Genomic DNA, 24,391 nt, shown 5'->3' on the forward strand with positions numbered 1-24,391 from the left:
TTTTATCAAAGGAAAAAGTGCAATCCACATAGCCCGCACCTATCAAGGTCGAAAGAGAAATTATGTGGGACAGCACTTCTGGGCTAGGGGTTACTTTGCCTCGACGGTGGGCAGGGATGAGAAAGTAATCAGGGATTACATCCGACACCAAGAAGCAGAAGATCGCAGGATTGATCAGCTGAACTTGGTGTAGTGGCCCCTTCGAGGGGCTCAAGGAGCCGTCAGGCTCCGTAATACAGGCCGCTTCGAGTGGCTCACAGATAAAGCCCCCGGCTTTGCCGGGGGATACTTACTTGGAATCTACCGACTGCACTTAGCGAGATAGGCGCCCAACCGGGCGATGTGGTACAAGTAATCACTCTCCGCCCTATAGAAAAGGTAGAAATTCCATGTCACATCGTAGGGGAGTTTAGATGCTTTTACGCTTCAGGAGGTTCGCTAATTAATTCACGTATAACAACGAATCATATACAGGCTATACAGCATGCAAATCAAGAAAAATTTCTGCGCTCTATATTTATAGATTCAGTAATCTCCGAGTTATTTCGAATACAAGCAAAACGTCCATATGAATACAAGATTACAGCGACGTACGCCGACCTTATCTTAAAAGCTAAAGGCGGAATTATGTTTCCCAGTATTGAGAATGATCATGCGATAAATCTCGCATTACCTGCAGCAACGTTTGATTCTAAGTTTGAAGTTTTATTTACAGAGGTTTATGAAATAAAAGAAACATATGGGTTTGGTTTATATAAGCTCAAAAAACTTCATTTCTCGAGTGAAGTATATGGAAATGGTGATATTAATTGGGACTCGAAGAAGGCTCACAATTTCAATTGGCACCCTCGCGCTGGCCTAATGGCAAATCAACCTATAGCAGGATGGAGAAAGAGCAAATCTTAGCCTGTTCATAGGTAAAAATGGGACAGATAAAAAGGTGGATCTATTTTCCAGTAACGGACGTATGTCATTCATATGACAAACGGCAGCTTCATGTCGGGAGCTGCCTTCTAGAGGAAAAATTCGAATGGCTGCCAAAGTCGCACTGCAGGCCCTTTGATCTGATACTGACTGCCAGGTCGGGTGTGAATTAAATTACTACACCTCAGGCGCGGGAGATAAATTTTCCGGTGCCGGTATTGATCTTGACTATTTCACCGGGCTCCAGGTATTCAGGTACCTGGATCTCCAGGCCGGTGGTCAGGAGGGCAGGTTTTGTCCGTCCGGTGGCGGTGGCGCCCTTGATGCCGGGAGCGGTATCGGTAATGGCGAGTGAGACCGACTGGGGTAACTCAATGCCCAGCAGTTTGCCGTCCACGATTAACGCGGTGATGCCCTCCAATCCTTCGGTCAGGTAACCGACCTGATCCTCGATGTCCTCCCTGTTAATTGCATACTGGCTGTAGTCCTCCATATCCATGAAGACATACTGCTCGCCGTCCAGATAGGAGTACTGAACCTGGGGACGCAGGCAGTCGATACCTTGTAGCAGGTCGTCCCCCTTGTAGGACTCGTCCAGCTTCTGACGGGTCTGCAGGTTGGTGAAGCGGATCTTGTACAGGGTGGCGGCTCCACGGGATGAAGGGCTTTTCGTTTCAACCTGTTTTACCACATGGGGTGCGCCATTGATCTCGACAATGACGCCTCGTTTTAAATCACACGCTTTCGGCACGACGATGCTCCGCAAATAGATTCGAGGCGGCGATTATAGCAGATGGCGCGTTGGTGGAATCGGTTTACCGCACAAGGTATTAACGCGGCTTTGGTTGGGAAACCTCAACTCAGGCATGGCCGGAAAGCAGGTGATCGAGGGCACTGGCGTTGCCCATCAGGTCAGCCAGCGTGTACTTTTCCAGCACTTGATAGAATGCCTCCTGTGCCTCGGTCAAGACGCCTGCCAGGCGGCAGGCGGGCAGTATTCTGCACTGGCTGCTTTCGGGACTGAAGCACTCTACCAGAATACTGTTCTGCTCTGTCTGCCTGATCAGCAGACCGATGTTGATCACATCCGGACTCAGTGCCAGGCGAATGCCACCTCCTTTGCCCCGAAGTGTTTCGATATAACCCTGTTGACCCAGGTAATGGACTACCTTGGTCAGGTGGTTATGGGATACCCCGTAGCTGGTCGCCAATTCACCCACGGTCGCCAGCTTTTCCCGATCAAGGGCGAGGAATATAAGCACCCGGATGGTGTAATCTGTAAAGGTTGTCAGCCGCATAATGAGGTGCCTTTAATATGTATTTAACATATTGATTATCTCAAATCGGCGTGCTAGATTAAACATGCAAATCATATATAGCTTATGGAATCATCCAACATGAAAGACAACTCCACCGATACGGAGATTACCCGCGAGGCTGTTTATAACGCCCTGCGGGGAGTCATTGATCCCGAGGTCGGGATCAATATTGTTGAGCTGGGACTGGTATATGACGTGGTTGCCGATAGCGACAGGGTTGAAGTGTCCATGACCCTCACGTCCCCGGCCTGCCCGATGGGCGCTCACCTCGCCGATGAGAGCAGACAGGCAATTCAGGCCATAGTGCCCGCTTCAGTGGTTGTGGATGTCAGGCTGGCCTGGGAGCCGCCCTGGAATCCGGAGATGATGTCGGATGAGGCCAAACAGCTATTGGGTTGGAAATAGTATTGTTTAATAGAACTGGAGACCGATGATATGAGCACGCCAACAGCAAAGAGCACCGTGGATGTCAGAACCATTGAGCCAAGATTTCGCCATCCGATTATTTTCAACACCTTTGAGGAACTGCAGCCGGGAGAGTTTTTGCTGCTGGTGAATGACCATGATCCGGCACCGTTGCGCTACCAGTTTGAGGCGGAACGCGCTAATCAATTCGCCTGGGAGTATATTGAGCAGGGGCCTGAGGTGTGGCAGGTGCATATCACCAAAAAGGCCGCCTGATTAACCTCAGCAACTGTTTGCAGGGTGATGTTTATGTGGAGTGATCTCAAACCCGTTTACCGGTATCCGATTCTGATACTCGGTATGTTGTCCCTGGTTTTCGGTGTGCTTGCCGGCCTGGCCAGGTTGGGGTTGGCCGTTCCACACATCGCCCTGCAGCAGGCGGCCCAGCACGGTGTGCTGATGATTCCCGCCTTCTTCGGTACGGTAATCGGACTGGAGCGGGCGGTGGCGATCGGCCAGCGTTGGGCCTATCTTGCCCCGTTGTCGACTGGTGCTGCGGGTATTGCGCTGTTGCTGGGTGCGCCGCCGGTTATCACTCTCGCTCTGTTAACGCTGGGTAGCCTGCTGTTTCTGATCGCCTCGATCAAGGTGCTGCGCATCCAGCAGGCGGTGCATAACTGGATCCTGCTCGGCGGAGCCAGTGGACTGTTTATCGGTAATTTTTTGCTTTTGAATGGCCAGACGGTGAGTCAGGTGCTCTACTGGTGGATCGCATTTCTGGTGCTGACCATTGCGGGTGAGCGACTGGAGCTGAGTCGCCTGGTGATCCGGGATCAGCGCAAGCGCATGGGGCTCGCCCTGTTGTCGGTGATGCCGTTGGCCGGTACAGCCATTGGGATGTTCAACCCGTCCTTGGGCTTGACCCTGTTTGCCCTGGGACTGGCGGGTATCGGCACCTGGCTGCTGCTGTTCGATATTGCCAGGCGGACAGTCCGTTTGACTGGACTGACCCGCTTTACCGCAGTCTGTATGCTGGCCGGTTACGGCTGGTTGTTGCTGTCCGCGCTGCTGTTCCTGGGAATGGCCCTGGAGTGGGGCGGTATCAGTCGGGATGCCGCTCTGCATGCCATCTTTCTCGGTTTCGTCTTTTCCATGGTGATAGGCCACGCCCTGATCATCTTTCCGGCGGTGACCCGGCTGAAGATTCCCTATTCGCCAGCTTTCTACTTCCCCCTGCTGCTGCTGCAACTATCGCTGCTGCTACGCATCGTCGGTGGCCTCGGCGGCAATGCCGACTTCCTGATCCAGGGCAGCATCCTGAATGCCGTAACACTGGCGCTGTTTATACTGACACTGGTCTGGAGTATTCTGCGTGGACAATTGGGACAGGCCGGCAGGGCGCCTGATCCCGCAGCAAGCCGGACACCACCGGATACAGAACGATTTAGCTGAGTGGTGCGGATTGAATTGGTGGGCGCGCCTGGGATCGAACCAGGGACCCCTACCGTGTGAAGGTAGTGCTCTCCCGCTGAGCTACGCGCCCCCTGAGTGGAGGTGCGCAATTCTAGTGATTTGTCACCGTCAGGTCAAATGCTCCATACGCAGATCCATACACATCTGCTAGAATGCGCCTCTTTCCGATATTGGCTGCCTGGTAGTGAGTTATGACGACCATCCGTACCCGTTTTGCCCCCAGTCCGACCGGCTACCTCCATGTGGGAGGCGCCCGCACCGCACTCTTCTCCTGGCTCTATGCCAGACGTCACGGTGGCGCCTTCGTATTGCGCATCGAAGATACCGACCTGGAGCGCTCAACGGAGGAGGCAGTCAATGCCATTCTGGAAGGAATGACCTGGCTGGGGCTGGAGTACGAAGAGGGGCCTTTTTACCAGACCCATCGATTCGAACGCTATAACGAGGTGATAGACGAGCTGCTGGCGGGTGGTCACGCCTATCGCTGCAACTGTTCCAAGGAGCGGCTGGATACCCTGCGGGCCGAGGCCGAGAAGAGTGGCGGCATGCGTGGCTACGACGGTCACTGCCGGGATAAGTTCGTTAATCCCGACGAACCCCATGTGGTCCGTTTCCGCAATCCGGAGATCGGTGTGGTGGTATTTGATGACCAGGTGCATGGCAAGGTGGTGGTGAATAATTCGGAGCTGGATGACCTGATCATCCGTCGCACCGACGGTGCCCCCACCTATAACCTGACCGTGGTGGTGGATGATCATGACATGGGTATAACCCATGTGATCCGTGGTGATGACCACAAGCGCAACGCCTCCCGGCAGATCAACATCTTCAAGGCGCTGGGTTGGGATATTCCCCGTTATGCCCACGTGGCGCTGATCATGGGCGACGACGGCGCCAAACTCTCCAAGCGGCATGGTGCGGTCAGCGTCATGCAGTACAAGGAGGACGGCTTTCTGCCGGAGGCCCTGCTCAACTACCTGGTGCGCCTGGGCTGGTCCCATGGTGATCAGGAGATCTTCAGCGTGGATGAGCTGATCCAGCTGTTTGATATCGAGGATGTGAACAAGGCGGCGTCCACTTTCAATACTGAAAAGCTGCTGTGGCTGAACCAACACTACATCAAGGCGGGCGATCCGGCCCATCTGGCCCACCTGCTCAGCTACCATATGGGGAAACTGGAGATCGACCCGTCCCAGGGTCCGGATCTGATTGAGGTGGTCAAGGCCCAGCAGGAGCGGGCGCGAACCCTGGTGGAGATGGCCGAGATCAGCGCTTTCTTTTACCGTGATTTTGAAGCTTTCGATGAGGATGCGGCGAAAAAGCACCTGCGTCCGGTGGCGCGTGAGTCGCTCGAACGGATGCGCACCGCTCTGGAGTCGCAAGCAGACTGGTCCCCCGAGGCGCTGCACCAGCTGGTGATGGATGTCTCGGCCGCGATGGATCTGAAAATGGGCAAGGTGGCTCAGCCGTTGCGCGTGGCCGTAGTGGGACGTGCGGCCTCACCCGGCATTGATATCACTCTCAGCCTGGTGGGGCAGGCGGCTTGTCTGCGCCGCATCGACCAGGCCTTGGATTACATCAGCAAGCGGGAAGCGAACGCCTGATCCGGGCGCTATGATCAACAGAACAACAGCAACTCTTTGGCGCAACAGGCTATGAGCAACAACGAAACCACGGCACCGACACATTTCATCCGCCAGATCATCGAGCGTGACCTGGCGGCTGGCAAGAATGATGGAAGGGTACATACCCGATTTCCGCCCGAACCCAACGGCTATCTGCATATCGGACATGCCAAGTCGATCTGTCTCAACTTCGGTATCGCCCGGGACTATGCTGGGTTGTGTAATCTGCGATTCGATGACACCAACCCGCACAAGGAAAATGAAGACTACGTCAACGCCATCCAGGAGGATGTGCGCTGGCTCGGCTTTGATTGGCAGGATCGACTCTTTTACGCCTCTAACTATTTCGAGAAACTTTACGGCTATGCCGTGGAGTTGATTGAGGCCGGCAAGGCCTATGTGTGTGATCTAAATGCCGAACAGATCCGCGACTATCGTGGCACCCTGACCGAGCCAGGTCGGGAGAGCCCTTATCGCAACCGTTCGGTGGAGGAGAATCTGGACCTGTTCCGGCGTATCCGTGCCGGCGAGTTCGCCGACGGCAGCCGGGTGCTGCGGGCCAAAATCGACATGGCCTCGCCCAATATGAATATGCGTGACCCCACTCTTTACCGTATCCGTCACGGGGTGATCCATCACCAGACCGGGGAGGAGTGGTGTATCTACCCGATGTATGACTTCACCCACCCGATATCGGACGCCCTGGAGGGGATTACCCACTCCCTCTGCACCCTGGAGTTCGAGGATCATCGCCCGCTGTATGATTGGGTGCTGGACAATATCAGTATCGACTGCCATCCGCAGCAGATCGAGTTTTCCCGGCTCAATCTCGAATACACCGTGATGAGCAAACGCAAGCTGACCCAGCTGGTGGATGAGGGGCTGATGACGGGCTGGGATGACCCGCGCATGCCGACCATCGCCGGGCTGCGCCGCAGAGGCTATACGCCGGCGTCAATCCGTACCTTCTGTGAGCGTATCGGGGTGACCAAATCCGCCAACTCGGTGGAGATGGGCATGCTGGAGGCCTGTATCCGGGAAGACCTGGATCAACATGCCCGCCGTGCCCTGGCGGTGCTGAATCCCCTGAAGGTGGTGATCGAAAACTATCCGGAGGAACAGGTGGAGATGCTGGACGCCCCCTATCATCCCAAAGATGAGAGCATGGGCAGCCGCCAGCTTGCCTTCACCCGCGAGCTCTATATTGATCGCGACGATTTCCGCGAGGAGGCCAACAAGAAGTACAAGCGCCTGGTGAGCGGTGGCGAGGTGCGGTTGCGCAACGCCTACGTAATCAAGTGCGAGCAGGTGATCAAGGATGGAGCGGGCGAGATCACCGAGCTGCGTTGCAGCTACGATCCCGATACTCTGGGCGCCAACCCGGTCGGGCGCAAGGTGCGCGGGGTGATCCACTGGGCTTCCGCCAGCCACGGGGTGCGCGCACAAGTGCGTCTCTATGACCGGCTGTTCAACCATCCGGCCCCCGACAGCGACAAGTCGGTCGCATCGTTCCTGGAACACCTTAACCCTGAATCGCTGAGGGTGGTGGAGGCGGTGGTCGAACCGAGCCTGGGGCAGGCGGTTGAAGGCGACCGCTTCCAGTTTGAGCGGGAAGGCTATTTCTGTGTCGACAAGGAGAGCAGTGGCGAGCGGATGATCTTCAATCGTACCGTCACCCTGCGCGATACCTGGGCCAAGATCGCGGAGCAGAATAACTGAACGGCAAAAATTGTCTGGTTGGTCTGGACAAACGCCATCGCTTACCTTAATATTCGCGCCTCGTTTGGGGCCATAGCTCAGCTGGGAGAGCGCTACACTGGCAGTGTCGAGGTCGGCGGTTCGATCCCGCCTGGCTCCACCAAACAACACAGGGCAGGAAGCCCGCCTGACCGGAAAACCTGCTGACCGGTCATTCAATGGAGGCGATTCAAGTCCCCTTCGTCTAGAGGCCTAGGACACCGCCCTTTCACGGCGGTAACAGGGGTTCGAACCCCCTAGGGGACGCCATCTGAAAACCCGATTGCAATAACAGCAATCGGGTTTTTTATTTTCCGCTTTTGCTCTGTCCGGGGCGCGGTTTCGTGTAGCTGCAGCGATGGTTTCGTAAGCGCCGTTATCGTTATCCAGGTGAGAATTATCACGGCTTGGGATGGCATTTAACGGAGGCACTTCTATACCCTTGCCAGGTAATCGACAGAACCCCGGAAATTGCCAAAGCCAACTAGACAAACCGTGCAGGATACCTTACCATGCGCGCCTTGTTACGGGGCCATAGCTCAGCTGGGAGAGCGCTACACTGGCAGTGTCGAGGTCGGCGGTTCGATCCCGCCTGGCTCCACCAAACAAACTCAGGGCAGGATGCCCGACTGACCGGAAAACCTGCTGACCGGTCATTCAATGGAGGCGATTCAAGTCCCCTTCGTCTAGAGGCCTAGGACACCGCCCTTTCACGGCGGTAACAGGGGTTCGAACCCCCTAGGGGACGCCATTTCAAGTTCATCATAGTGTTCGGAGTCAGATAACCGATGGTTACCGGGTAGTGTGAGAATTGTCCTGTTAAAAAAGCGGTCATCAGACCGCTTTTTTTTGTCATTGCCTCTCAGTCCATCTCCAGCTTGGGCTTCCATTATAACCTTGTGGACTCCGCGTTAATTAGACATTAGCATATTAGGAGCTTTGCGGTTATTTACTATAACTCCATAAGAAATAAAGTGATTTAGTGACCGGCATGAATGGCTGGTGATAATGGTGTAATTAAGAATAATAATTCTTTTCGGACTTCCCGGTTTAGCTTGATTTTTATCATGGATGATTTTTTCCAGAGTGCGATCCTGAACGCAGGATTGGTAATAATATAAAAAAAAGGTTCCATGGCAGTGTTAACTGGAAACCAACAATCAAAATCCGCACTCATGCAAGGTAGCGATCCTCGTTTGCTTCCCGCGTTATATTCATCTGTTCTGTTCCTGCAACTGACACTGTCATCTCCCCATAACAATATATTGCCGGTAGGTCGATATGAACAAATATACTAAACAGTTGCTCGTTATCTGTTTCTGGTTACTCCCTGCATGGGTATGTGCGGAATTGCCAACCGAATGGAAACAAATAACTCATGGTGGATTGTCATTTTCTGTACCGGCTGATTGGGCTGTGATAAAGGAACGGGAGTTCGAGGGGCAGTGGGGTATCAGGGATGATGAGAAACATCAGGCCATCGCCTTCGCCATCTCTCGCGAGCGGCGACCCGAGGGCATGCTCAAGGGGGCGGAAAAGGATGGTATGGAGGTGAAGGCATTGGGACCGGCATCCTTCGGCTCCTTGTCCGGTGAAAAACATCAGATTTCAGGCCAAATGAAAGGCGCGGATCTGTTTGTCAGCGTCGCGATTCTCGACGGTCTGCTTCCCGATGGAGACAAAATCACTTTTAGCACCTCACTGATTGATATGTCCCTGGACAAGTGGCAGCCGGTGATCGAGCAAGTGATGGCGAGTGTGGCGCCCACGCCTGAGCTGGTGGCGCTGCTGCAAGGGTACAGCCGGCATGAGCTGTTCGACGGGCTGATCAGCCTGGAGGTGCGCAATAACTGGGAGAAAACCGACTACTCAGACAATGTCTCCTGGGAACCACCCCTAGTCTCGATCTACGGAGGGAGAATGATCCGCTTTGCCCATGGTTACCATCTTACCGGTGGCAACGGGCTGTTGAGCAAGATGAAGGATCCGATCATTGAGAAGTCGGAGATGTACGGAATCCCGGCCTGGAAGATTGTCGGTACCGGGGTGGGTGTCACCTACACCTCCCCAATGCGTAACAAAACCATTCCGGCCACCACCGTCCTCTATCTATCGGATATCTGCCTTGCCAAGGGTGATCGCTTCGGCTATGCCATCACCGCTTCCGAGGAACAGTTGGCCGAACATAAGGTAGAGCTGGACAAACTGTTGGCCAGCGTCAAGCTGAACCTACCGGAACAGGCCGGTCCCTGTGATGACCTGGTGACCTATGACTGGAATGAGGGACTGAAGGTCGGTGTGCCACGCAGCTGGCGGAAAAATCAGGATTCCAAGTTCCAGCTCTCCTGGTATGACAGGGTGCTCACCACCGGTGCGGATATCAAGGCCTACATCAACCATAACACCACGGATGTGCATCCGATAACCGCTTACGATCACCCGGCCGAGACCCTGGAGCAACTGACCATAGACGGTTACCCGGCAACCCATTATCGAAAAAAGCATACCGATTCCAAAAAGGTGGAGTCGATCCACGACTATTACATCATCGATAGCCGGATGCGTTTCAAGGCGGCCAGTCAGCAAAACAAACCCTCATTTTTTATCGTGCATTTTACAACCAGCCCCGCCGCGGCGGCTGAGCCGGATACGGCCACCCATAACCGGGTGCTCGACTCCATCGTGTTCGGCCCTGAGTGGGCGAGTGAAACACCGGTTGCAAGGGTCGAGCGCCCGGTAGCTGTGATCCATTCAACAGAAGGGCAGCCTGTACAGCCTACCGCAGTCGCAGTGGACGAGGCAGCGGCTCAGTCGGAGAGAGTCGAGGCTCCGCCGGCAGCCGATGATGTGGCTCCCGCGGATGCCGGGGAAGAGGCAATCGAACCAGTACAGGAAGAGCAAGAGGTAATCGAACCGTTACAGGCGGAGCGAGAGACGGAGCCCACCGTCAACAAGCATCAGGCTGTCGATACGGTTGATGCCCCCGTTAGCGCGGCGCCGGACAACACAATGGCAGTTGATACAGCACGCCAGCGCTATGACCAGGCCAGAGACTTGCGTACCGAGGGGGCGGCGCTGCAACAGCAGGGTAAGCTGACCGAGGCGGTCGAGAGGTACCGCCGCTCCCTGTCACTGTATCCGGATGACCAGTTGGAAGCCCATGTACGACTGATCGAACAGATGTTGAGCAACGGCAGGAAGTAGTGGCGATAAGGGGTGAAAAATGACAAGGGCCAATTTGTATCGATCAATATTGGCAGCACTGCTGCTTTTATCCGCGACCGCCAACTTGCAGGCGGATCAAAGCGGCGTAATTTTTGACAATAGTATCCCCGCTCCGGTGGAAAGTGTGCCACTGAAGCCGACCCGGTTTACCCTCTATGACAGTCGAACCATTACCAGTATTACGACCTTTCACTGGAATGGAGGCAAGGGTGCATTGCCCGGTTCTATAGCCCTGCAGGGAAAAAATAAACGCCTGATCGGACCCTGGCAGGCGAGCGCTATCGATGATGGTCAGGGGCTGGCTAACGCCTACTGGGAAGTGAAACCGAACATCATGCTGGAGGCCGGCACCTATACAGTGCTGGACTCTGAACCGGGGACCTGGTCCCGTAATCCCGCGAAGGGTGATATGGGGATTGTGCGCATTCTCGGGCAACGGGGTGACGCGACAAAAGCACAACAGCACCCCAGTGAAGGCACTGAAGTCGAGCAAGTACCTTTACTGACGCTGGAGCAGCAGCAGGCGCGTGCAACGGAGCTGTTTCAACAGATACGGCAGGCTGATAAATATGACTATGCACAAATCGAACAGCTCTACCTGCAGCTGATAAGTGAATGTCCCGATACCGAGCAGGCTGAAGAGTCTTATTTCAGACTCTCAAATCTTTATCGCATGGGTATGGATCCACCGGAATATCGCAAGCTCAGGGAACTACTGGAAGCGTACCTGGAACGCTACCCGGCCTCAGAAATGGCACCAGAGATGGGTAAGCGCTTGCGGCGTGCCTATGAAGATACGGGCCAGTGGCCGCGGGTGGTGGAGCTTTACCATGCAGAGGTGTCCGCACTCACCGAGGCGAATCCGCACTATCTGGTGACACTGCTTGATTATGCCAGGGCACTGGAGGGTAGTGGCGAGCGCGATAAATCGCTCGCGATTTACCGGCAAGTGGAGAGCGTGGCCAGTGGTGAAAAGGCCGGTAACTACGATATGAGTGATCTGTGGTTACGGGTAGCGCGGAAACGTATCGAGATTATTGAACTGCTTCATGCGGAAAAGTGGCACGAACTGGTTGAAGCATACCGGAAGCAGTTCGCCAACATGGGCTTTGCGGAGATGCCACAGATTCAGGAACTGCTGGAGTATGCGCAGGCGCTGGAGAAGAGTGGTGACCAATCCGGGGCGATCAAGCAATATCGCCAGGTGATGCGCACCGATCAAGGCAACCAAACATTGCAGGCACAACAGGCCAGCGCCCGTTTGACGACGCTGGTCGGAACGGACTTGTACGAGTAATTCGGGGAGCAAAGGAGAGGGTTTCATGCAAACCACACCATCGAGGAAAGAGCGTCTGTTTTGCCGCTTCAGGCGATTGATACCCGGAGTCCTGATTATCGCCGTTTTGGGCGTACCATTCAGTTTGCACAGTGGGGAGCCAACCGTGGATGAGAGATTCAAACTGGCAGAGCAGGCGTTGAATGACGGCAATATAGAGCAGGGAAGGGCACAGCTTGAATCCATTCTGAAGACCAATCCCGATGATAAGGAAGCCTGTAACCTGCTGGGCAATATCGCCTTGGCCCAGGGTCAGTTTGAGCAGGCGAAAAGCTATTACGACTGTGCGCTGAATGCAGATCCACTGTTTGCTGAAACCTACAATAATCTGGGCGTTCTGGCGTTGAAACAGGGAAACGTAGAGGAGGCGATGACCAATTTTCATGCGGCGGTCAAGATCGATCCCAAGCGTGCAGATGCCTGGTACAACATGGGGCAAATACTGATGGCGGCCGGCCAGACGAAACCGGCAGGGGAGTACTTGCACAGGGCCATCAAGGCTGATCCCACGCATTCGGCGGCCATCCATCGTCTGGCGATTCTGCTTATTAGTCAGCGCCGCGGTGATGAGGCGGTAAAGCTGTTGGAAGAGTCGATGGGAGCCGTCTCTGAAAATCCTCAAATACTGTTCCTGCTGGCGACCCTATTGGATGACATGGGGCGGAACAAGGAAGCGGCGGAAAGGTATCTGCAAGCACGAGCAGCCGGTGATCGTACTCCGGAACTCCCCCTCTACCTGGCCGGGGTACAGATCAAACTGGGTCAGGAAAAGGCTGCGGATAAGGAGTTGCGAGGCATCCTCAGCAACGGCAAGGCCGATGCAGTGTTAAAGGAGAAAGCGTCTGCCCTGCTGAAGAAATTGGGTGACAAAGGTGCGCGCTGATCTGTCAATCCCGCTGCCCGCCACCAGGCTGTTTGGCTTGTACCGATGGCTGTTTATAGTCCTTCTACTGCTAACGGGGCTGCCGATCAGTGCCGTTGCCAGTGACAGCATCAATGATCTCCGGATACGCCAACAGAATGCACTGAATGTGCTTGAAAGCAGTTACCACACCAGGGTTCGCAGCAATCCGAATTTGATCAGGGCGGATGGAACTGTCGATACCGATCACCCTGAATACAAGCAGATTCTCAGTGATTACAGCAAGGATAAGTCAGAAATCCAGTCTCAGTTCAATAACCTGGATACGCGGGGTGATGAGCTTGAAAACTTGCAGGAGCGCTATGGTTCGAGTCTGAAAACCACCGGCAGCTCACCGAAAGATGTGCGTGCAGATGTTGATATTAGTGCCAACAATAGTGATGTGGCCGCGAAAATCGCCGATGAGTGGCGAGCGAACGGGGACGTTGTTAAATACGATAAAAAGCTGGGTATCTATATCAATGAATCGAAAGATACGACCCTGTGGCAACCACCCACAGCCGACCAGCTCAGTGAACGACAAAAATACCACGATGCCTTTTCTACACCAGGTGGCAAGCAGGCGACCAATGTAAAAGGCAATGAGTCGGTCAGGGATCCTGAAGGCAATGTTCTGGATAACGAGAAAAAGTTTATCCACGGTGCAGAAGATCTCGAAAATACCGATATCAACAGCAAATCGCCCGACGACCAGCTGAAGCGGGACATGGCACTGAAAACCATGGGTAAAAGTGTCAGTAAGTCGGCCGATGAAGTGGATCATGATTCAGAAGTCATTAAACAAGCCAACAAGCTGAGGAACTACGGCGATAAATACGAGACCGGTATCACACCCCTGGGCGCGACTCCGCAACAGCAGAAGGAAGATGAGAAAAAATGGATTCGTCAGGCTGACCAGGAGATACAAAATACCAAGCCTGTTGCCGCCAAAAAGTCTGAGAACATCAAGAAGATCCGTGAACAGGTAGCAAAAACGGTAGACAAGAGCGCCAGGGGCACAGCTGATAAAGATGCCGAGGATACGGCTGCCAATATTCGTGGTCGCAACAGGCTGGTTAATAACGCTAACGAGGATGCTCGGGCGGCTAATGAAGCGGCGCGAAAAAAGGCCAACCTGCCTGCTGCTCCGACACCGGATGAAAAAGAAATAACCAGACAGTCCGAAAGAAAGGCCAGCAAGAGTGCTGCTGACAAGGACTCCAAGACAACAATCTCAGAGCGTTCGGGCTCTGCCAAGAACAGTAAATGGAAGATCACCGAAGAGCGGGATGGTGACAAGCGCACCCAGACCCGGACATCGACCACGCAAAATGCGGATGGTAGCACGACCCAACGCGATTCCCGGACCGACACCCAAAGTACCCCGGGTGGGGGTAAAACCACCCGTCAGACAAAGACAACCCTCGAAACGGGTGCTGATGGTTCAGTTAAACAGACCGATTCAACTAAAACCACCAACACACGCACCACCAAGGATGGCAAGCGTACCAGTACCTACGAAAACTCAACCACTAAGCAGGACTACAAGGGGTGGATGCCGGGTAGCACGGGTTCCACGACCACGGATACCAGCCAACAGACTACGGAGCACGAACAGGGCGGGGTTAAAAGGAGAACTGACAGTTCGACAACCACCACAACTGATGATCGGACCGGTAAGCGAACCACCACCCATACGGATAGCCGCAGCACGACAAGAACCCATGATGACGGCAGAAAAACGACCTCAAACGTTACCACCACGACAACCGACAAGCCCTGGCAAAAATCCAGAACCACCACCGGGGGCTATGAAAAGGACCTGAAACCGGGCGGTGATCCCAACCAGCCCAAGGAGGGCGAGGGGATTGGGGACCCCACTAAAGTTAATGTCAAAATTGCCGGGGGAAAACTTTTCGAGCCGATCGATGAGGCTAGTAAAACCCTATCCACCAGCGGCGCCGGTCAGAATGACTCCGGTGGTGACTATGAATACGATGCCAAAATACAGACCGGCCAGCATAGCGCAGCAGGTAGTTGGGAGGTTACCGCCAACAAGCGCGGTCTGCATGCCAAGGCGGATATCAATGCGGAAGCCAACGCGGTCAAGATGACGGCCACGGGTAGTGCGGAACAAAAAGTCGGTGATGCAACCCTGGGCGTCAAGGGTTCAGGTACAGCCAAGCTCGGAGCGGAAGGGAAAACCTCGGCAGAGGCGCATCTGGGTTCGGATCGCATAGCCGGCTCCCTGGAAGCCAAGGTTTTCGTGGGCGGCAAGGCGGAGGCCGCTGCGGAGGCCTCGTTGTCGCTCTGGGGATTGAAATTGACAGGCAAGGCGCAGGGCGAGGTATCGGCGGGTGCCGGTGCAGAGGCGAAAGTCGATGCCGAACTCTCCTGGACCCGGATCCGCCTGGGCGCCAAGCTGTCTGCCACGCTTGGGCTGGGTGCCGGTGGTGGTACCTCGGTTGAACTGGATGGCAGGGAACTTATAACCGGTTATGACCACGATGCACTCGACCGCCAGTACAAGGCCGGTGACAGTATTGTCAATATCTGTCGCAATCTCCGTTCAGGCCGTCTGCGTCTGCCCCCGGGCGTGGAGTTCTCGGACATCCGTGAGAGGTTGCAGAAGCGGGCGGATTTCTACGCCAAGCATCCACAGAAAGGCAAGGACGGAAAACCGATCAGCCTGATCGACTCCCTGGTGAATGAACTGGGCCTGGTCAAAGGGAAGGGTGGTGCCTATATCACTGCCCACCACAAGCAGAAAGACTGGTACTGCACCAACCGCCCGCAGATCGAGGCCAAGGTTGTTCTGCCAGCTATCGTGGAGCGCAGATAATGAAGTCACTAACTGCCCGGTTACTCCATGGCTTATTGCTCCTGACCCTTCTTGTTACCGTTGCCCATGCCGAGGCTCCGGGGCCCTTGGGTGTGAAAGTGTTCGAGCAAGCCGCTGACGCTACACGAAAGCCTATGGCCAATGTTCGGGTGCATATCGGTAACCGGCATGCTGCCACTGACGCCCGTGGGATGGCTGTCTTCGAGGGCCTGCCAGGTGGTGAGTATAAGCTGAGTGTGGAGCAGGCGGATTACCAGACCCTGACCCAGCAGGTTAGTCTGGCAAATGGCGCCCGCCAGGCCATCGAGCTGACCCTGACGCCGGCAGCTGTGGTCCGGTGGGGTGGTCGGGTTGTCATTGAGGGTGGGGGGCAGCCGATTGCCGGGGTGATGGTGGTCCTGGATCCGATCGAGGTGAAATCGTCTCTTTCCGGACAGGCCCATTCGGTCACTACCTGGGATGGACGCTTTGAATTTATCGACCTGCCTGTTGGCCGCTATCAACTCAGCGCCAATGCCCCCGGCTATGGATCAATCAGCCAGGCGGTGGATGTGGTTGCCCCGGATATGACCAAACAGGTCGAGATCGATGGGCCGATGATCGACGGCGTAGCGCTGGATCTCTGTCGTGAGTGGGGCAAGAACTGTAACAAGCCGGCAGCCGACCTGTTTTGTCAGCAGCAGAACTATTTCGAAGCGGGGGACTTCCGGGTAGAAAATGATAAGCCACCGACGCGAATCATCACCTCTGGAAAATTATGTGAAGCGGATAGCTGTGATCGTATCAGCTGGATAAAGTGTGTTGGTGATCAACAGGAGCCGCTGCTGCTGAAGTTGAGGGCGGAATCAAAAGCCATCAGTCAGCCGGTGAAGGTGGCTGACCGGGTGACGGGTAAACCGATCTCCGGTGCCACTATAGCGTTAGCCGAGACCTGGCCCAGCGGCGCCATTGCGGAGATGAAGAGTGATAGATCGGGACTGGCCCATTTCAAGGGATTGCAGATTGGTGCGGCCAACCACCAGGACGTTAATGGACGGGTGAGCCTGTCGCGGCGGCAGATTACCGCCCATGTTGCGGCAGAGGGTTATGTCTCTACCGTTGTTCCGCTGGTGCTCTCCGAGAGTGCCTCCCAGCTGGATGTCTCTTTATCACCGCTGACCGAGCAGCAGGAGCTGGAGCCCAACAATGATCTTGAGCACGGCCAGGAAGTGCTCGTGGGCGCATCCATCCGCTTCAAGATTGCCGAGCGGGGAGATCGTGACTTCTTTAAATTCAGGCTGCCCGAAGCGGCAAAGCTGACGGTAACGATTGAAGCTGCTCACCTTGAGACACTGTTACATCTGCGGGATAGCGATGGTAACTCGATCAGGCAGCAGGGGGCTCATGTCGGCAAACCGAATATTCTTGAGCAGCGCCTGGTCAGTGGCAGTTACTCAATCGAGGCGTCCGAATGGGGTAATAATGCCAGCGACCCGGAAGCCAGTCTGACATTGACCATTGCCGCAGAGCCGGCCGTTGATCCCAATGAACCGAACCAGGATGCTGAATCAGCCCGCACCATCAATCTGAATCAGCAGGTCTCCGGGCTGATCTGGCCGGTGGGTGATCGTGATTTCTATCGTCTCGAAGTCAAGCAGGCCGGTATTCTTCGACTCAGCGATATGCATACTAGCCTGCAGCGTCACGTAAAGATCTACTCCAGTCTGGGTAAGCAGCTGGCAGCGCAGGGTGGTTACGCTGGCAAACCACTCGCTCTGGAGCATGCGGTAACCCCGGGTGTCTACCTGGTCGAGATGCAGGAGTGGGGAAATAATGATGCCTCGCTGGAACCCTACCGCCTTTCAGTAGAGATGATGCCCGATGACGGTGTGGTCGATCCGGTACAGGTGCCAGGGGAGATGCGCGCCGCACGTTCACTGCCCTCCCATATCTGGTTTGCCAGTACCCTGCTGCCTGTCGGAGACCGGGATCTGTTCAGCGTCAATATTCCCGGTGCCGGCGTACTGCGCATGCAGAGCAAGGGGCCGATGCAGCGTCATCTCAAGGTGTTCGATGCTAAAGGTAAACTGCTGCAGGAGGTAGGTGGCTACGAGAACAAATCGGTGGAACTCAACTGGCACGCCAACGGACCCGGGACGGTGTTCGTGTCGATCGAGGAGTGGGGCAACAACAGTTACTCTGCACTGCCCTACACGATGCGGGTCTGGTTTGAACGGGCGGACGAGATCGATTATCAACAGCGCAACGAAAACTTTGACCAGGCGACGCCACTGGTGTCGGGGGATACCGTTTACGGCAGTTACCTGCCGATCGGGGATCAGGACTTCTATGCCGTGGATATCGACTTTCCCGGTATGTTGGAGGTGAGTGCAACTTCTGCTCAGCAGACCCACCTGCGAATATTCGACAGTCAGCGGAAGATGATTGCCGAGCGAGGAGCGTATGGGAATAAGACCGCCGAGTTGCGGCCTGAGGTGAACAAGGGCATCTACTATATCCAGCTCAGTGAGTGGGGCAATAACACCGCCTCGACCGAACCCTATGAGCTGAAGCTGGCACTGCAGCGAGCTGAACCGACGGAAACAGAGCCCCTGGCCGAAGACCCGCCGCGGCGGTTGCTGGATGGTGAGGCGCAGTCCTTCTCGATTGACCAGAACGGGGACCGCGACCGCTTCCTGTTTGAAATGGCCAAGGCCGGCGAGGTCAAACTGAGTATCGCCAGCCAGGTACAGACTCTGGTCAAGGTATACAACGACCAGACTGGCAAGCTGATTCACGAATCCGGTCACTACGATCCGGTTAGATGGTCTCGGTCGCTGAAGTTGGATGAGCCGGTTCGCCTCCGTATAGAACTGAGCGAATGGGGTAACAACGCGACCTCAAGGGAACCGGGGTTTATCATGGTCGACAGCCGGGGTCGTACTCTCCAGGCCGAGCATATCGAATCCACCCCCGATGGCTCTTTCCCCGAACAGGTCTCATTCAAGCGGCTGGTCCTCAAGCATGCTGACCCGGCGACCCGTTGTGAGCTCGACCTTGATGGTGATGGGAAGGCCGAGATCACACTCAACAGCGACCAGGCCAAAAGCGCACGCTTCCCCGGTGAAGGGCGTTATGTGGTTGAGTCAAAGTGTGTTGGTGCTGATGGCCAGGTTGCATGGCAGAAATTCTGGGTGCAGGCGACCGGCAATCGCGCCCGTGAAGGGATTGCCTTGTTCCTCAATTCACCGAGGGAAGGGCAGACCATCGATCAGCCCGTCAAGCTGGCGGCCCAGGCGATCAATTATAACGGTCGACCAGTTGCCGGTGTGCGCTACAAACTGGATGGCACCGTCCTGGCAACGGACTATTCGGCCCCTTACGATGTTGATGTGAATTGGCAGGCGCTGGCTGCGGGAAAACATACCGTGGAGGTTACAGCCTACGATGGTACAGGTGTCGAGGCGAGCGTCACCCGGCAATTTTACCTGTCAGAGTATTTTGATATCTCTCCTCCCAACGGGGCCGTGCTCACTGGCGAATCGATACGGGTCAGCTGGCTTGCACCCAGGCATGGCGAGTCGCTGTTGCGTTACCGGAAACAGGGCAGCACGGAGTGGAAGACCGAGCGTGGACAGAGTGGCCGGTTGCGCGTGGTCGAGCTGAAGGATCTGGAAGCCGCCGTGCCTTACGAGATACAACCGATGGGCGGCAGTCAGGATGGTCCGGTACAGACCCTGACCCGAGTCAAGGGGTTGGCCTTTGGGCGCAGCCGTTACGGCGCCAATATCCGCCGGGATTATAATCAACGGGTGGGTATCAGCGTGCGCAACAACGGTGATGAACCGCTGAGTGTTCGCCTCGAGTGCGGTAAACCGAAGGACCCCAGCATGCTGGTCGGTTTTGTCGGTGAAGGTTCGGAGGATAAACCAATCAACCTGGCACCGGGAGAGGTGCGGGAGTTCCTTCTCGGCATTAGCGCCCAGGATGTGAACACTGCTGATCATACAATTCCTGTCCGGATCGTGTCCGATAACGGATTGAGTGACGAGTCAGAGGTGGCAGTTCATGTTAGATTGCCGCATGTCGAACTGCAGTGGAAGGACCGGGGGGCGCTCCCGCTTGGTCATGGTCGTACTCTGCGGCTGACCAACCTGGGTGATACCATCACCGATCTTCAGGTGACCAGTGACAATAGCCAGGCCGTGACCATCTCCCCCACCGTTCAGCATGGGTTGCTAGCCCGTAACCAGTACCTGGACTTTACGGTTACGCCGCGATTTTATGAGGGCTTCAATGGCGTCAAAACCCGGATCGTGGCACGCGGTCTGAAGAAGGAGTTCAGTTACGATTATGAAATGAAGCTGGCAGCGGGCGAAAGCGCGCGGAAAATCTGGCTGTTTCCGGGTATTGATCCGACGGACGAATCCCTGCAAGAAAAGGAACCCGGGTTGATTCATAACGCCAACCTGGCGGAAAGGCTCGACCCTTCGAACATTGACTGGAGCCGGCGTGATAACCCGGAAGATCTCGATCGGGATGGGGTGGCGGATCGCTGGTCGATGAACATCGGTGATGTACGCTGGGTTGGTGACGATACCAATGCGGATAGTGAAGTCGATTTTGTTCACGCCGATGTGGGCGATGACGGGATTTTTGAATACTCCGCGCTGCTTGAACAGGAGCAGTGGCATAAGACCAACCTGGTAGAGGCCTGGCTTGAGATGGGATTCAGCCTGCCCTGGAGTCGAAAAAGCTACCATCCCCACGATACCGATATTGTGCTGAATGGTCAGATTATTGGCGGATTGCGGGATACCATACCCGAGGGTAACTACAGCTTCCGCATACCACCAGCTGCATTGCGGTTTGATAAAAACGGACATCCGGCGGACAACCGCATCGGTATCAACTCCAAGCATCTGCGCGGTGGCCACTATGTGGTTAATAGCGATTTTCGTTTCAAGTTCAGGTTAACCGCGACGCCTGTCTGGACAGTTGCCAAATCCGAGACAGAAGCGCGCCAGTCGGTATCGCAGGTGGGGGGACTCTCTATCAATGCAGCGGACCTGAGTCTCTCTTCATCCGAAATCTGGCTGGACGCCCCCGCTGAAACAAAGACGGGCGACGAGGTGACGGTTGAGGTTCCGGTTCATAATCTGGGATCTGTTGCCGTACCCCAGGTGGACGTCGCGCTGCTTCGCAAGACGCAGGGGCGTGATCGTGAAGAGATCGGTCGTGTCACTGTCAGCGATATTACCCTGCATGGTGGCGCGATTGCGAAATTCAGCTGGAAGGCCACAGCCGGGTCCAGTGCCTTCTATCTGGTGGCTGATCCGGAAAAACAGGTCAACGATCTGGATAGAGTCAATAACGAGGCAAACTTTTTCCTACCCGTCAAAGGCGAAGAGAAGCCGATTGTTATCACCTTCAACCAGCCGAAGCCTGGCCGTGCTGTCGAGGGTCCAATTCAACGTCTTGAGGCGACCATAAACAAGGAAGCCGGGACGGTAGAACCTGCGCTTTCCATCGATGGCGGACTCTGGACCGAATTTCCACCCGTCAAGGGCAAGTTGTCTACCGAACTGTTACTTCAACCGGGAGAACATCGCCTTGAACTGCGGGTGGTGGATGCTGCCGGGAATACGGCCATCAACGTGCTCCCTGTCAAGGTGAAAGCGGCACAACCCCAGGCCCAGGTCATGCAACCCAAACCCGGTGAATCGATCGCAGAACGTCACGCGCACGTGGTAACTGCCATACCGAAGGAGACCGAACTGGTCGGTGTACGCACGGCGGGTGGGCCCTGGCATAAAGCCGTATTGACCGGTGATGAGGCCCACGTCGACCTGCCATTGCAGTTTGGCCAGCAAACGATCGAGGTGATGGTGGCCAGCCAGTCCGGCGTGGTCAGGCACCTGTCTCTGGATGTTAACTGTTCCGCGCAACCCGGGGAGCGAGATGAGCGGGTGGCTGCCGGAGCTGAGCTGCAGGGCTTGTTGTGGCCGATCCGTGACAGCGACCTCGCCATCGACCTGTTTCAGGGCAGCAGTGGTGTCATGCAACCGGTGAAACCTGAAGAGCAGACAGCGGCACTACAGGCTGCAACTGAAAAACCGGCCAATACGGCCGCCATGGATCCCAAGATGCGCCAGCGTTATGAAAAGGCTAAACGTTTGCGTACTGAAGGGGGAAAACTTCAGGCACAAGGGCGATTGCGCGAGGCCTTGGACAAGTATCAAGAGAGCCTCAGGTTCTATCCGGATTACCGCCTGGAAGCGCACATGCAATTGGTCGAGGGTGTACTCAACAAAACTGCACCCGCGAGATAAAAATGAATGACAGCACCGAAAAGAGACAACTATTTTTGGGTTCAGGCAGCGCTAGGGGCCTGGCCTACAACTGGGAGGAAAGGTTGTGAAAAGGCATGAATGGCTCAGACAATTAATATCCACTCTACTGTGCAGTCTGCTATTGGTCAGCACGGTATACGCAAGTACCGGCGCCGACGCGCTGGAAGGGAACAACGCAACCGGCGCGGATGCTCTGGAAGGTGGAGCGGTGTCGGCCGATGCCCTGGAAGGTGGCATCAGTGCCTCACCGGTAACCTGTGATGGGCAATCACCCTGTATCGAAACCGCTACCGGATTACCGCTGCAGGTGCTGCCTCGACCCTTTGCCAATGTCTACCTGGAGCAGCAGGCAAATCCCGATGCGGTGGCGCAGGCCAATGTTCAGGCCTTCCGGCCTTTGTATGTATTTGCGCGCGAGGGTATCGATTTAAGCAATCCCTCTGATCCACAGGGTTGGTATCAGGTGGGTAGCAATAAAAAGCAGACCACGGGCTGGATTCAGGCGAAAGATGCCCTGGAATGGCGACAGGCACTGGTGGTCGCTTATACCCATCCCGGAGGGATCGCAGAAGGGCGTAAACCGGTTTTGATGTTCAAGGATGTGGAATCGCTGCAAGCCATCGTCGATGCTGAGGATATGACGGGCAAGGCTGCGGAGATCTACAACGCCATCGATAACGCGACGCCACCTGACACGGTGGTCAGCATGGAGCCAAAAAGGTACATCGATATCAACCGTCAATTTTATATTTTGCCCATTCTGGATTGGGAACAGCTGGATATCTATGGTGACGAGGTGCGGCTGCTTCAACTAGCTGCGGCTGTACCCGGGCAGCGTGGCGCCGACACCCTGGACGACAGTGGCTACAGGGACCAGGCCAGTACTGGTCGCGAGGTGGATCAGGGGGCCGGACTCGCTGACCTCTCGATCGATGTGGTGTTTGTCATGGATACGACACGCAGCATGCAGCCTTATATCGATATGACGCGGGATGCCGTCAGGCGCATGGTCCAGACCACGGGTGATCGCCTGAAGGATAAGGTGAAGTTCGGGCTGGTCGGCTATCGTGACGCGGTCGCCGCCGTCCCGGCTGTGGAGTACACCAGCCGCAATTTCACCCCGGAACTGGTGGATGCCAACAGCTTGATCGAGGTACTTACCAACGAAGCCAGGGCCACACCAGCCGGCAGTCTGGATTATGCTGAAGAGGTTTTTTCCGGTGTGGATATGGCGTTGCGCTCGCAATGGCGTCCCGGTGCATTGCGTTTTATTGTCCTGGTGGGTGATGCCAGTTCCCATCCCCGTGGACATCCGCAGAACACTACCGGCAAGGACGAGACCGACTTGCGACGTGAGCTGGATGATGCCGGTGTGCATCTGATCTCGTTACATCTCCAGGATGAGCGTGCCGCCGAGGATCATGACCGTGCTGCCACCCAGTTTGGCCACTTGGCGCAGGTTCGGGGTAGTGATGGCCAACAGGCACTGGTACAGGTCAATGCCTTTAAAGAGGGTGATTTTCAGGCCGCTGTTGACAGCGTGGTAGGCGGGGTTGTGAGCCGGTTTGAACAGTCCCTGGCCATGCGCAGTCTGCCACCACCACCTCCCATGCCGGAATACGGAGCCGACCTGGATGTCGCAACACAAGGTCAGATGGCGATGGACAAGGTCTGGGAAGCGGCGTTGATCGAATATCTTGGCAAGGGTGCACGGCCACCCAAAGATATCGTTGCCTGGGTAATGGATCGTGACCTGCTGAATCCCGCTGATACCGCCCTGGAAGTGCGGGTTTTGGTGACGCGCGAACAGTTAAGCAGCCTGGTACAGGCCCTTGATCGTGTCCTAAAGGCTTTTGATCAGGCGAAGATCAGCCAGGGACAGTTTTTCGAGGCGTTGCAGAGTGTCTCGGGCCAGACCCTCAAGCGCCCCGAGGATCTGGGCAGGGCGCAGAGTCTGGCGGAGACCGGGCTGCTTCCCGCTTTTATCCAGAGTCTGCCATACCGTAGCGATATTCTCTCGCTGAGCAATGAGATGTTTGCCAGCCTCACTGCCGAGCAGCGGGTTCAACTGGAGTGGGGTTTGAAGGCCAAACTGGCCCAGTATCTGGCGATTAATTCGCAGGTCGATGCCTGGCATCGACTGAATGAATCCGACCCAGCCAGTGAACTGGTGCATCCGTTGCATATCGATTATTTGCCTTAAATGCTATGAACGTTCGTGAATCTGTAGAAGCTGTCAGGCAGCAACATCCGGAGGCTGATAAGAATCTAT

General features: G+C 55.5%; 15 protein-coding genes and 5 tRNA genes. 17 read left to right on the forward strand and 3 right to left on the reverse strand.

Annotation, left to right across the window (positions count from 1 at the left end; genetic code table 11):
• Both A3GO_RS0116315 and A3GO_RS26210 read left to right on the forward strand, forming a co-directional pair.
• Positions 1-193: transposase (locus A3GO_RS0116315; RefSeq protein ID WP_029132904.1), on the forward strand; the 193-nt coding region annotated here is incomplete at its 5' end.
• Positions 194-627: 434 nt separating this feature from the next.
• Positions 628-906, forward strand: coding sequence for a hypothetical protein (locus tag A3GO_RS26210; RefSeq protein ID WP_157606845.1), 279 nt, complete (start codon positions 628-630; stop codon positions 904-906).
• A gap of 202 nt (positions 907-1,108) precedes the next feature.
• Here A3GO_RS26210 and efpL read toward each other — a convergent pair whose 3' ends face one another.
• Both efpL and A3GO_RS24175 read right to left on the reverse strand, forming a co-directional pair.
• On the reverse strand, positions 1,109-1,675 hold the full coding sequence (efpL, locus tag A3GO_RS0116320) for an elongation factor P-like protein EfpL (protein ID WP_029134317.1): 567 nt from the start codon (positions 1,673-1,675) through the stop codon (positions 1,109-1,111).
• Between the two features lie 109 nt (positions 1,676-1,784).
• A complete protein-coding gene (locus A3GO_RS24175; protein ID WP_037375688.1) occupies positions 1,785-2,222 on the reverse strand; it encodes an Rrf2 family transcriptional regulator in 438 nt (145 codons plus the stop codon).
• Positions 2,223-2,321: 99 nt separating this feature from the next.
• Between A3GO_RS24175 and A3GO_RS0116330 the strand changes: the two genes are divergently transcribed.
• Genes A3GO_RS0116330 through A3GO_RS24180 form a run of 3 tightly spaced genes read left to right on the forward strand, consistent with a single transcriptional unit; the run spans position 2,322 to position 4,100 of the window.
• The gene (locus tag A3GO_RS0116330) at positions 2,322-2,648 is read left to right on the forward strand and encodes a metal-sulfur cluster assembly factor (RefSeq protein WP_029134318.1); all 327 of its coding nucleotides are present in this window, start codon (positions 2,322-2,324) and stop codon (positions 2,646-2,648) included.
• Positions 2,649-2,678: 30 nt separating this feature from the next.
• The gene (locus tag A3GO_RS0116335) at positions 2,679-2,924 is read left to right on the forward strand and encodes a DUF2249 domain-containing protein (RefSeq protein WP_029134319.1); all 246 of its coding nucleotides are present in this window, start codon (positions 2,679-2,681) and stop codon (positions 2,922-2,924) included.
• A gap of 33 nt (positions 2,925-2,957) precedes the next feature.
• Positions 2,958-4,100, forward strand: coding sequence for a hypothetical protein (locus A3GO_RS24180; protein ID WP_037375689.1), 1,143 nt, complete (start codon positions 2,958-2,960; stop codon positions 4,098-4,100).
• 16 nt (positions 4,101-4,116) lie between these two features.
• Here the strand turns inward: A3GO_RS24180 and A3GO_RS0116345 are convergent.
• Positions 4,117-4,191, reverse strand: a tRNA-Val gene (locus A3GO_RS0116345).
• A gap of 121 nt (positions 4,192-4,312) precedes the next feature.
• Here A3GO_RS0116345 and gltX point away from each other — a divergent pair.
• The 12 genes from gltX (at position 4,313) to A3GO_RS0116405 (ending at position 24,322) form a co-directional block, all read left to right on the forward strand.
• A complete protein-coding gene (gene gltX, locus A3GO_RS0116350; RefSeq protein ID WP_029134320.1) occupies positions 4,313-5,725 on the forward strand; it encodes a glutamate--tRNA ligase in 1,413 nt (470 codons plus the stop codon).
• Positions 5,726-5,776: 51 nt separating this feature from the next.
• The gene (locus A3GO_RS0116355) at positions 5,777-7,465 is read left to right on the forward strand and encodes a glutamine--tRNA ligase/YqeY domain fusion protein (protein WP_029134321.1); all 1,689 of its coding nucleotides are present in this window, start codon (positions 5,777-5,779) and stop codon (positions 7,463-7,465) included.
• Positions 7,466-7,531: 66 nt separating this feature from the next.
• Positions 7,532-7,607, forward strand: a tRNA-Ala gene (locus tag A3GO_RS0116360).
• 70 nt (positions 7,608-7,677) lie between these two features.
• Positions 7,678-7,753 (forward strand) — tRNA-Glu (locus tag A3GO_RS0116365).
• Between the two features lie 258 nt (positions 7,754-8,011).
• Positions 8,012-8,087 (forward strand) — tRNA-Ala (locus A3GO_RS0116370).
• A 71-nt stretch (positions 8,088-8,158) separates the two neighbouring features.
• Positions 8,159-8,234: transfer RNA gene (locus A3GO_RS0116375), tRNA-Glu, on the forward strand.
• Between the two features lie 665 nt (positions 8,235-8,899).
• Positions 8,900-10,687 carry a tetratricopeptide repeat protein gene (locus A3GO_RS0116380; protein WP_029134322.1) on the forward strand — a complete coding sequence of 596 codons (1,788 nt, stop codon included), beginning with the start codon at positions 8,900-8,902 and terminating at the stop codon, positions 10,685-10,687.
• Positions 10,688-10,832: 145 nt separating this feature from the next.
• Positions 10,833-12,005 carry a tetratricopeptide repeat protein gene (locus A3GO_RS0116385; RefSeq protein ID WP_157606846.1) on the forward strand — a complete coding sequence of 391 codons (1,173 nt, stop codon included), beginning with the start codon at positions 10,833-10,835 and terminating at the stop codon, positions 12,003-12,005.
• A 25-nt stretch (positions 12,006-12,030) separates the two neighbouring features.
• Positions 12,031-12,927, forward strand: a complete 897-nt coding sequence (locus tag A3GO_RS0116390; RefSeq protein WP_084610168.1) for a tetratricopeptide repeat protein — start codon at positions 12,031-12,033, stop codon at positions 12,925-12,927.
• Positions 12,917-15,787 (forward strand): hypothetical protein, encoded by a 2,871-nt coding sequence (locus tag A3GO_RS0116395; RefSeq protein WP_157606847.1) that lies wholly within the window; start codon positions 12,917-12,919, stop codon positions 15,785-15,787. Before A3GO_RS0116390 ends, A3GO_RS0116395 begins: the two co-directional genes overlap by 11 nt.
• A complete protein-coding gene (locus A3GO_RS24185; RefSeq protein WP_084610170.1) occupies positions 15,787-22,098 on the forward strand; it encodes a carboxypeptidase regulatory-like domain-containing protein in 6,312 nt (2,103 codons plus the stop codon). Before A3GO_RS0116395 ends, A3GO_RS24185 begins: the two co-directional genes overlap by 1 nt.
• A gap of 85 nt (positions 22,099-22,183) precedes the next feature.
• Positions 22,184-24,322: a vWA domain-containing protein gene (locus tag A3GO_RS0116405; protein WP_029134326.1), complete on the forward strand. Its 2,139-nt coding sequence runs from the start codon at positions 22,184-22,186 to the stop codon at positions 24,320-24,322.
• Positions 24,323-24,391 lie beyond the last annotated feature (69 nt).

This window comes from Sedimenticola selenatireducens DSM 17993, from assembly GCF_000428045.1.
Lineage (GTDB): Bacteria > Pseudomonadota > Gammaproteobacteria > Chromatiales > Chromatiaceae > Sedimenticola > Sedimenticola selenatireducens.

Excerpts from the sequence above, each read along its gene's own strand:
- A3GO_RS26210 (WP_157606845.1), top strand. The coding sequence starts at position 628 with ATGTTTCCCAGTATTGAGAATGATCATGCGATAAATCTCGCATTACCT.
- A3GO_RS24175 (WP_037375688.1), bottom strand. The coding sequence starts at position 2,222 with ATGCGGCTGACAACCTTTACAGATTACACCATCCGGGTGCTTATATTC.
- A3GO_RS0116330 (WP_029134318.1), top strand. The coding sequence starts at position 2,322 with ATGAAAGACAACTCCACCGATACGGAGATTACCCGCGAGGCTGTTTAT.
- A3GO_RS0116335 (WP_029134319.1), top strand. The coding sequence starts at position 2,679 with ATGAGCACGCCAACAGCAAAGAGCACCGTGGATGTCAGAACCATTGAG.
- A3GO_RS24180 (WP_037375689.1), top strand. The coding sequence starts at position 2,958 with ATGTGGAGTGATCTCAAACCCGTTTACCGGTATCCGATTCTGATACTC.
- gltX (WP_029134320.1), top strand. The coding sequence starts at position 4,313 with ATGACGACCATCCGTACCCGTTTTGCCCCCAGTCCGACCGGCTACCTC.
- A3GO_RS0116355 (WP_029134321.1), top strand. The coding sequence starts at position 5,777 with ATGAGCAACAACGAAACCACGGCACCGACACATTTCATCCGCCAGATC.
- A3GO_RS0116390 (WP_084610168.1), top strand. The coding sequence starts at position 12,031 with ATGCAAACCACACCATCGAGGAAAGAGCGTCTGTTTTGCCGCTTCAGG.
- A3GO_RS24185 (WP_084610170.1), top strand. The coding sequence starts at position 15,787 with ATGAAGTCACTAACTGCCCGGTTACTCCATGGCTTATTGCTCCTGACC.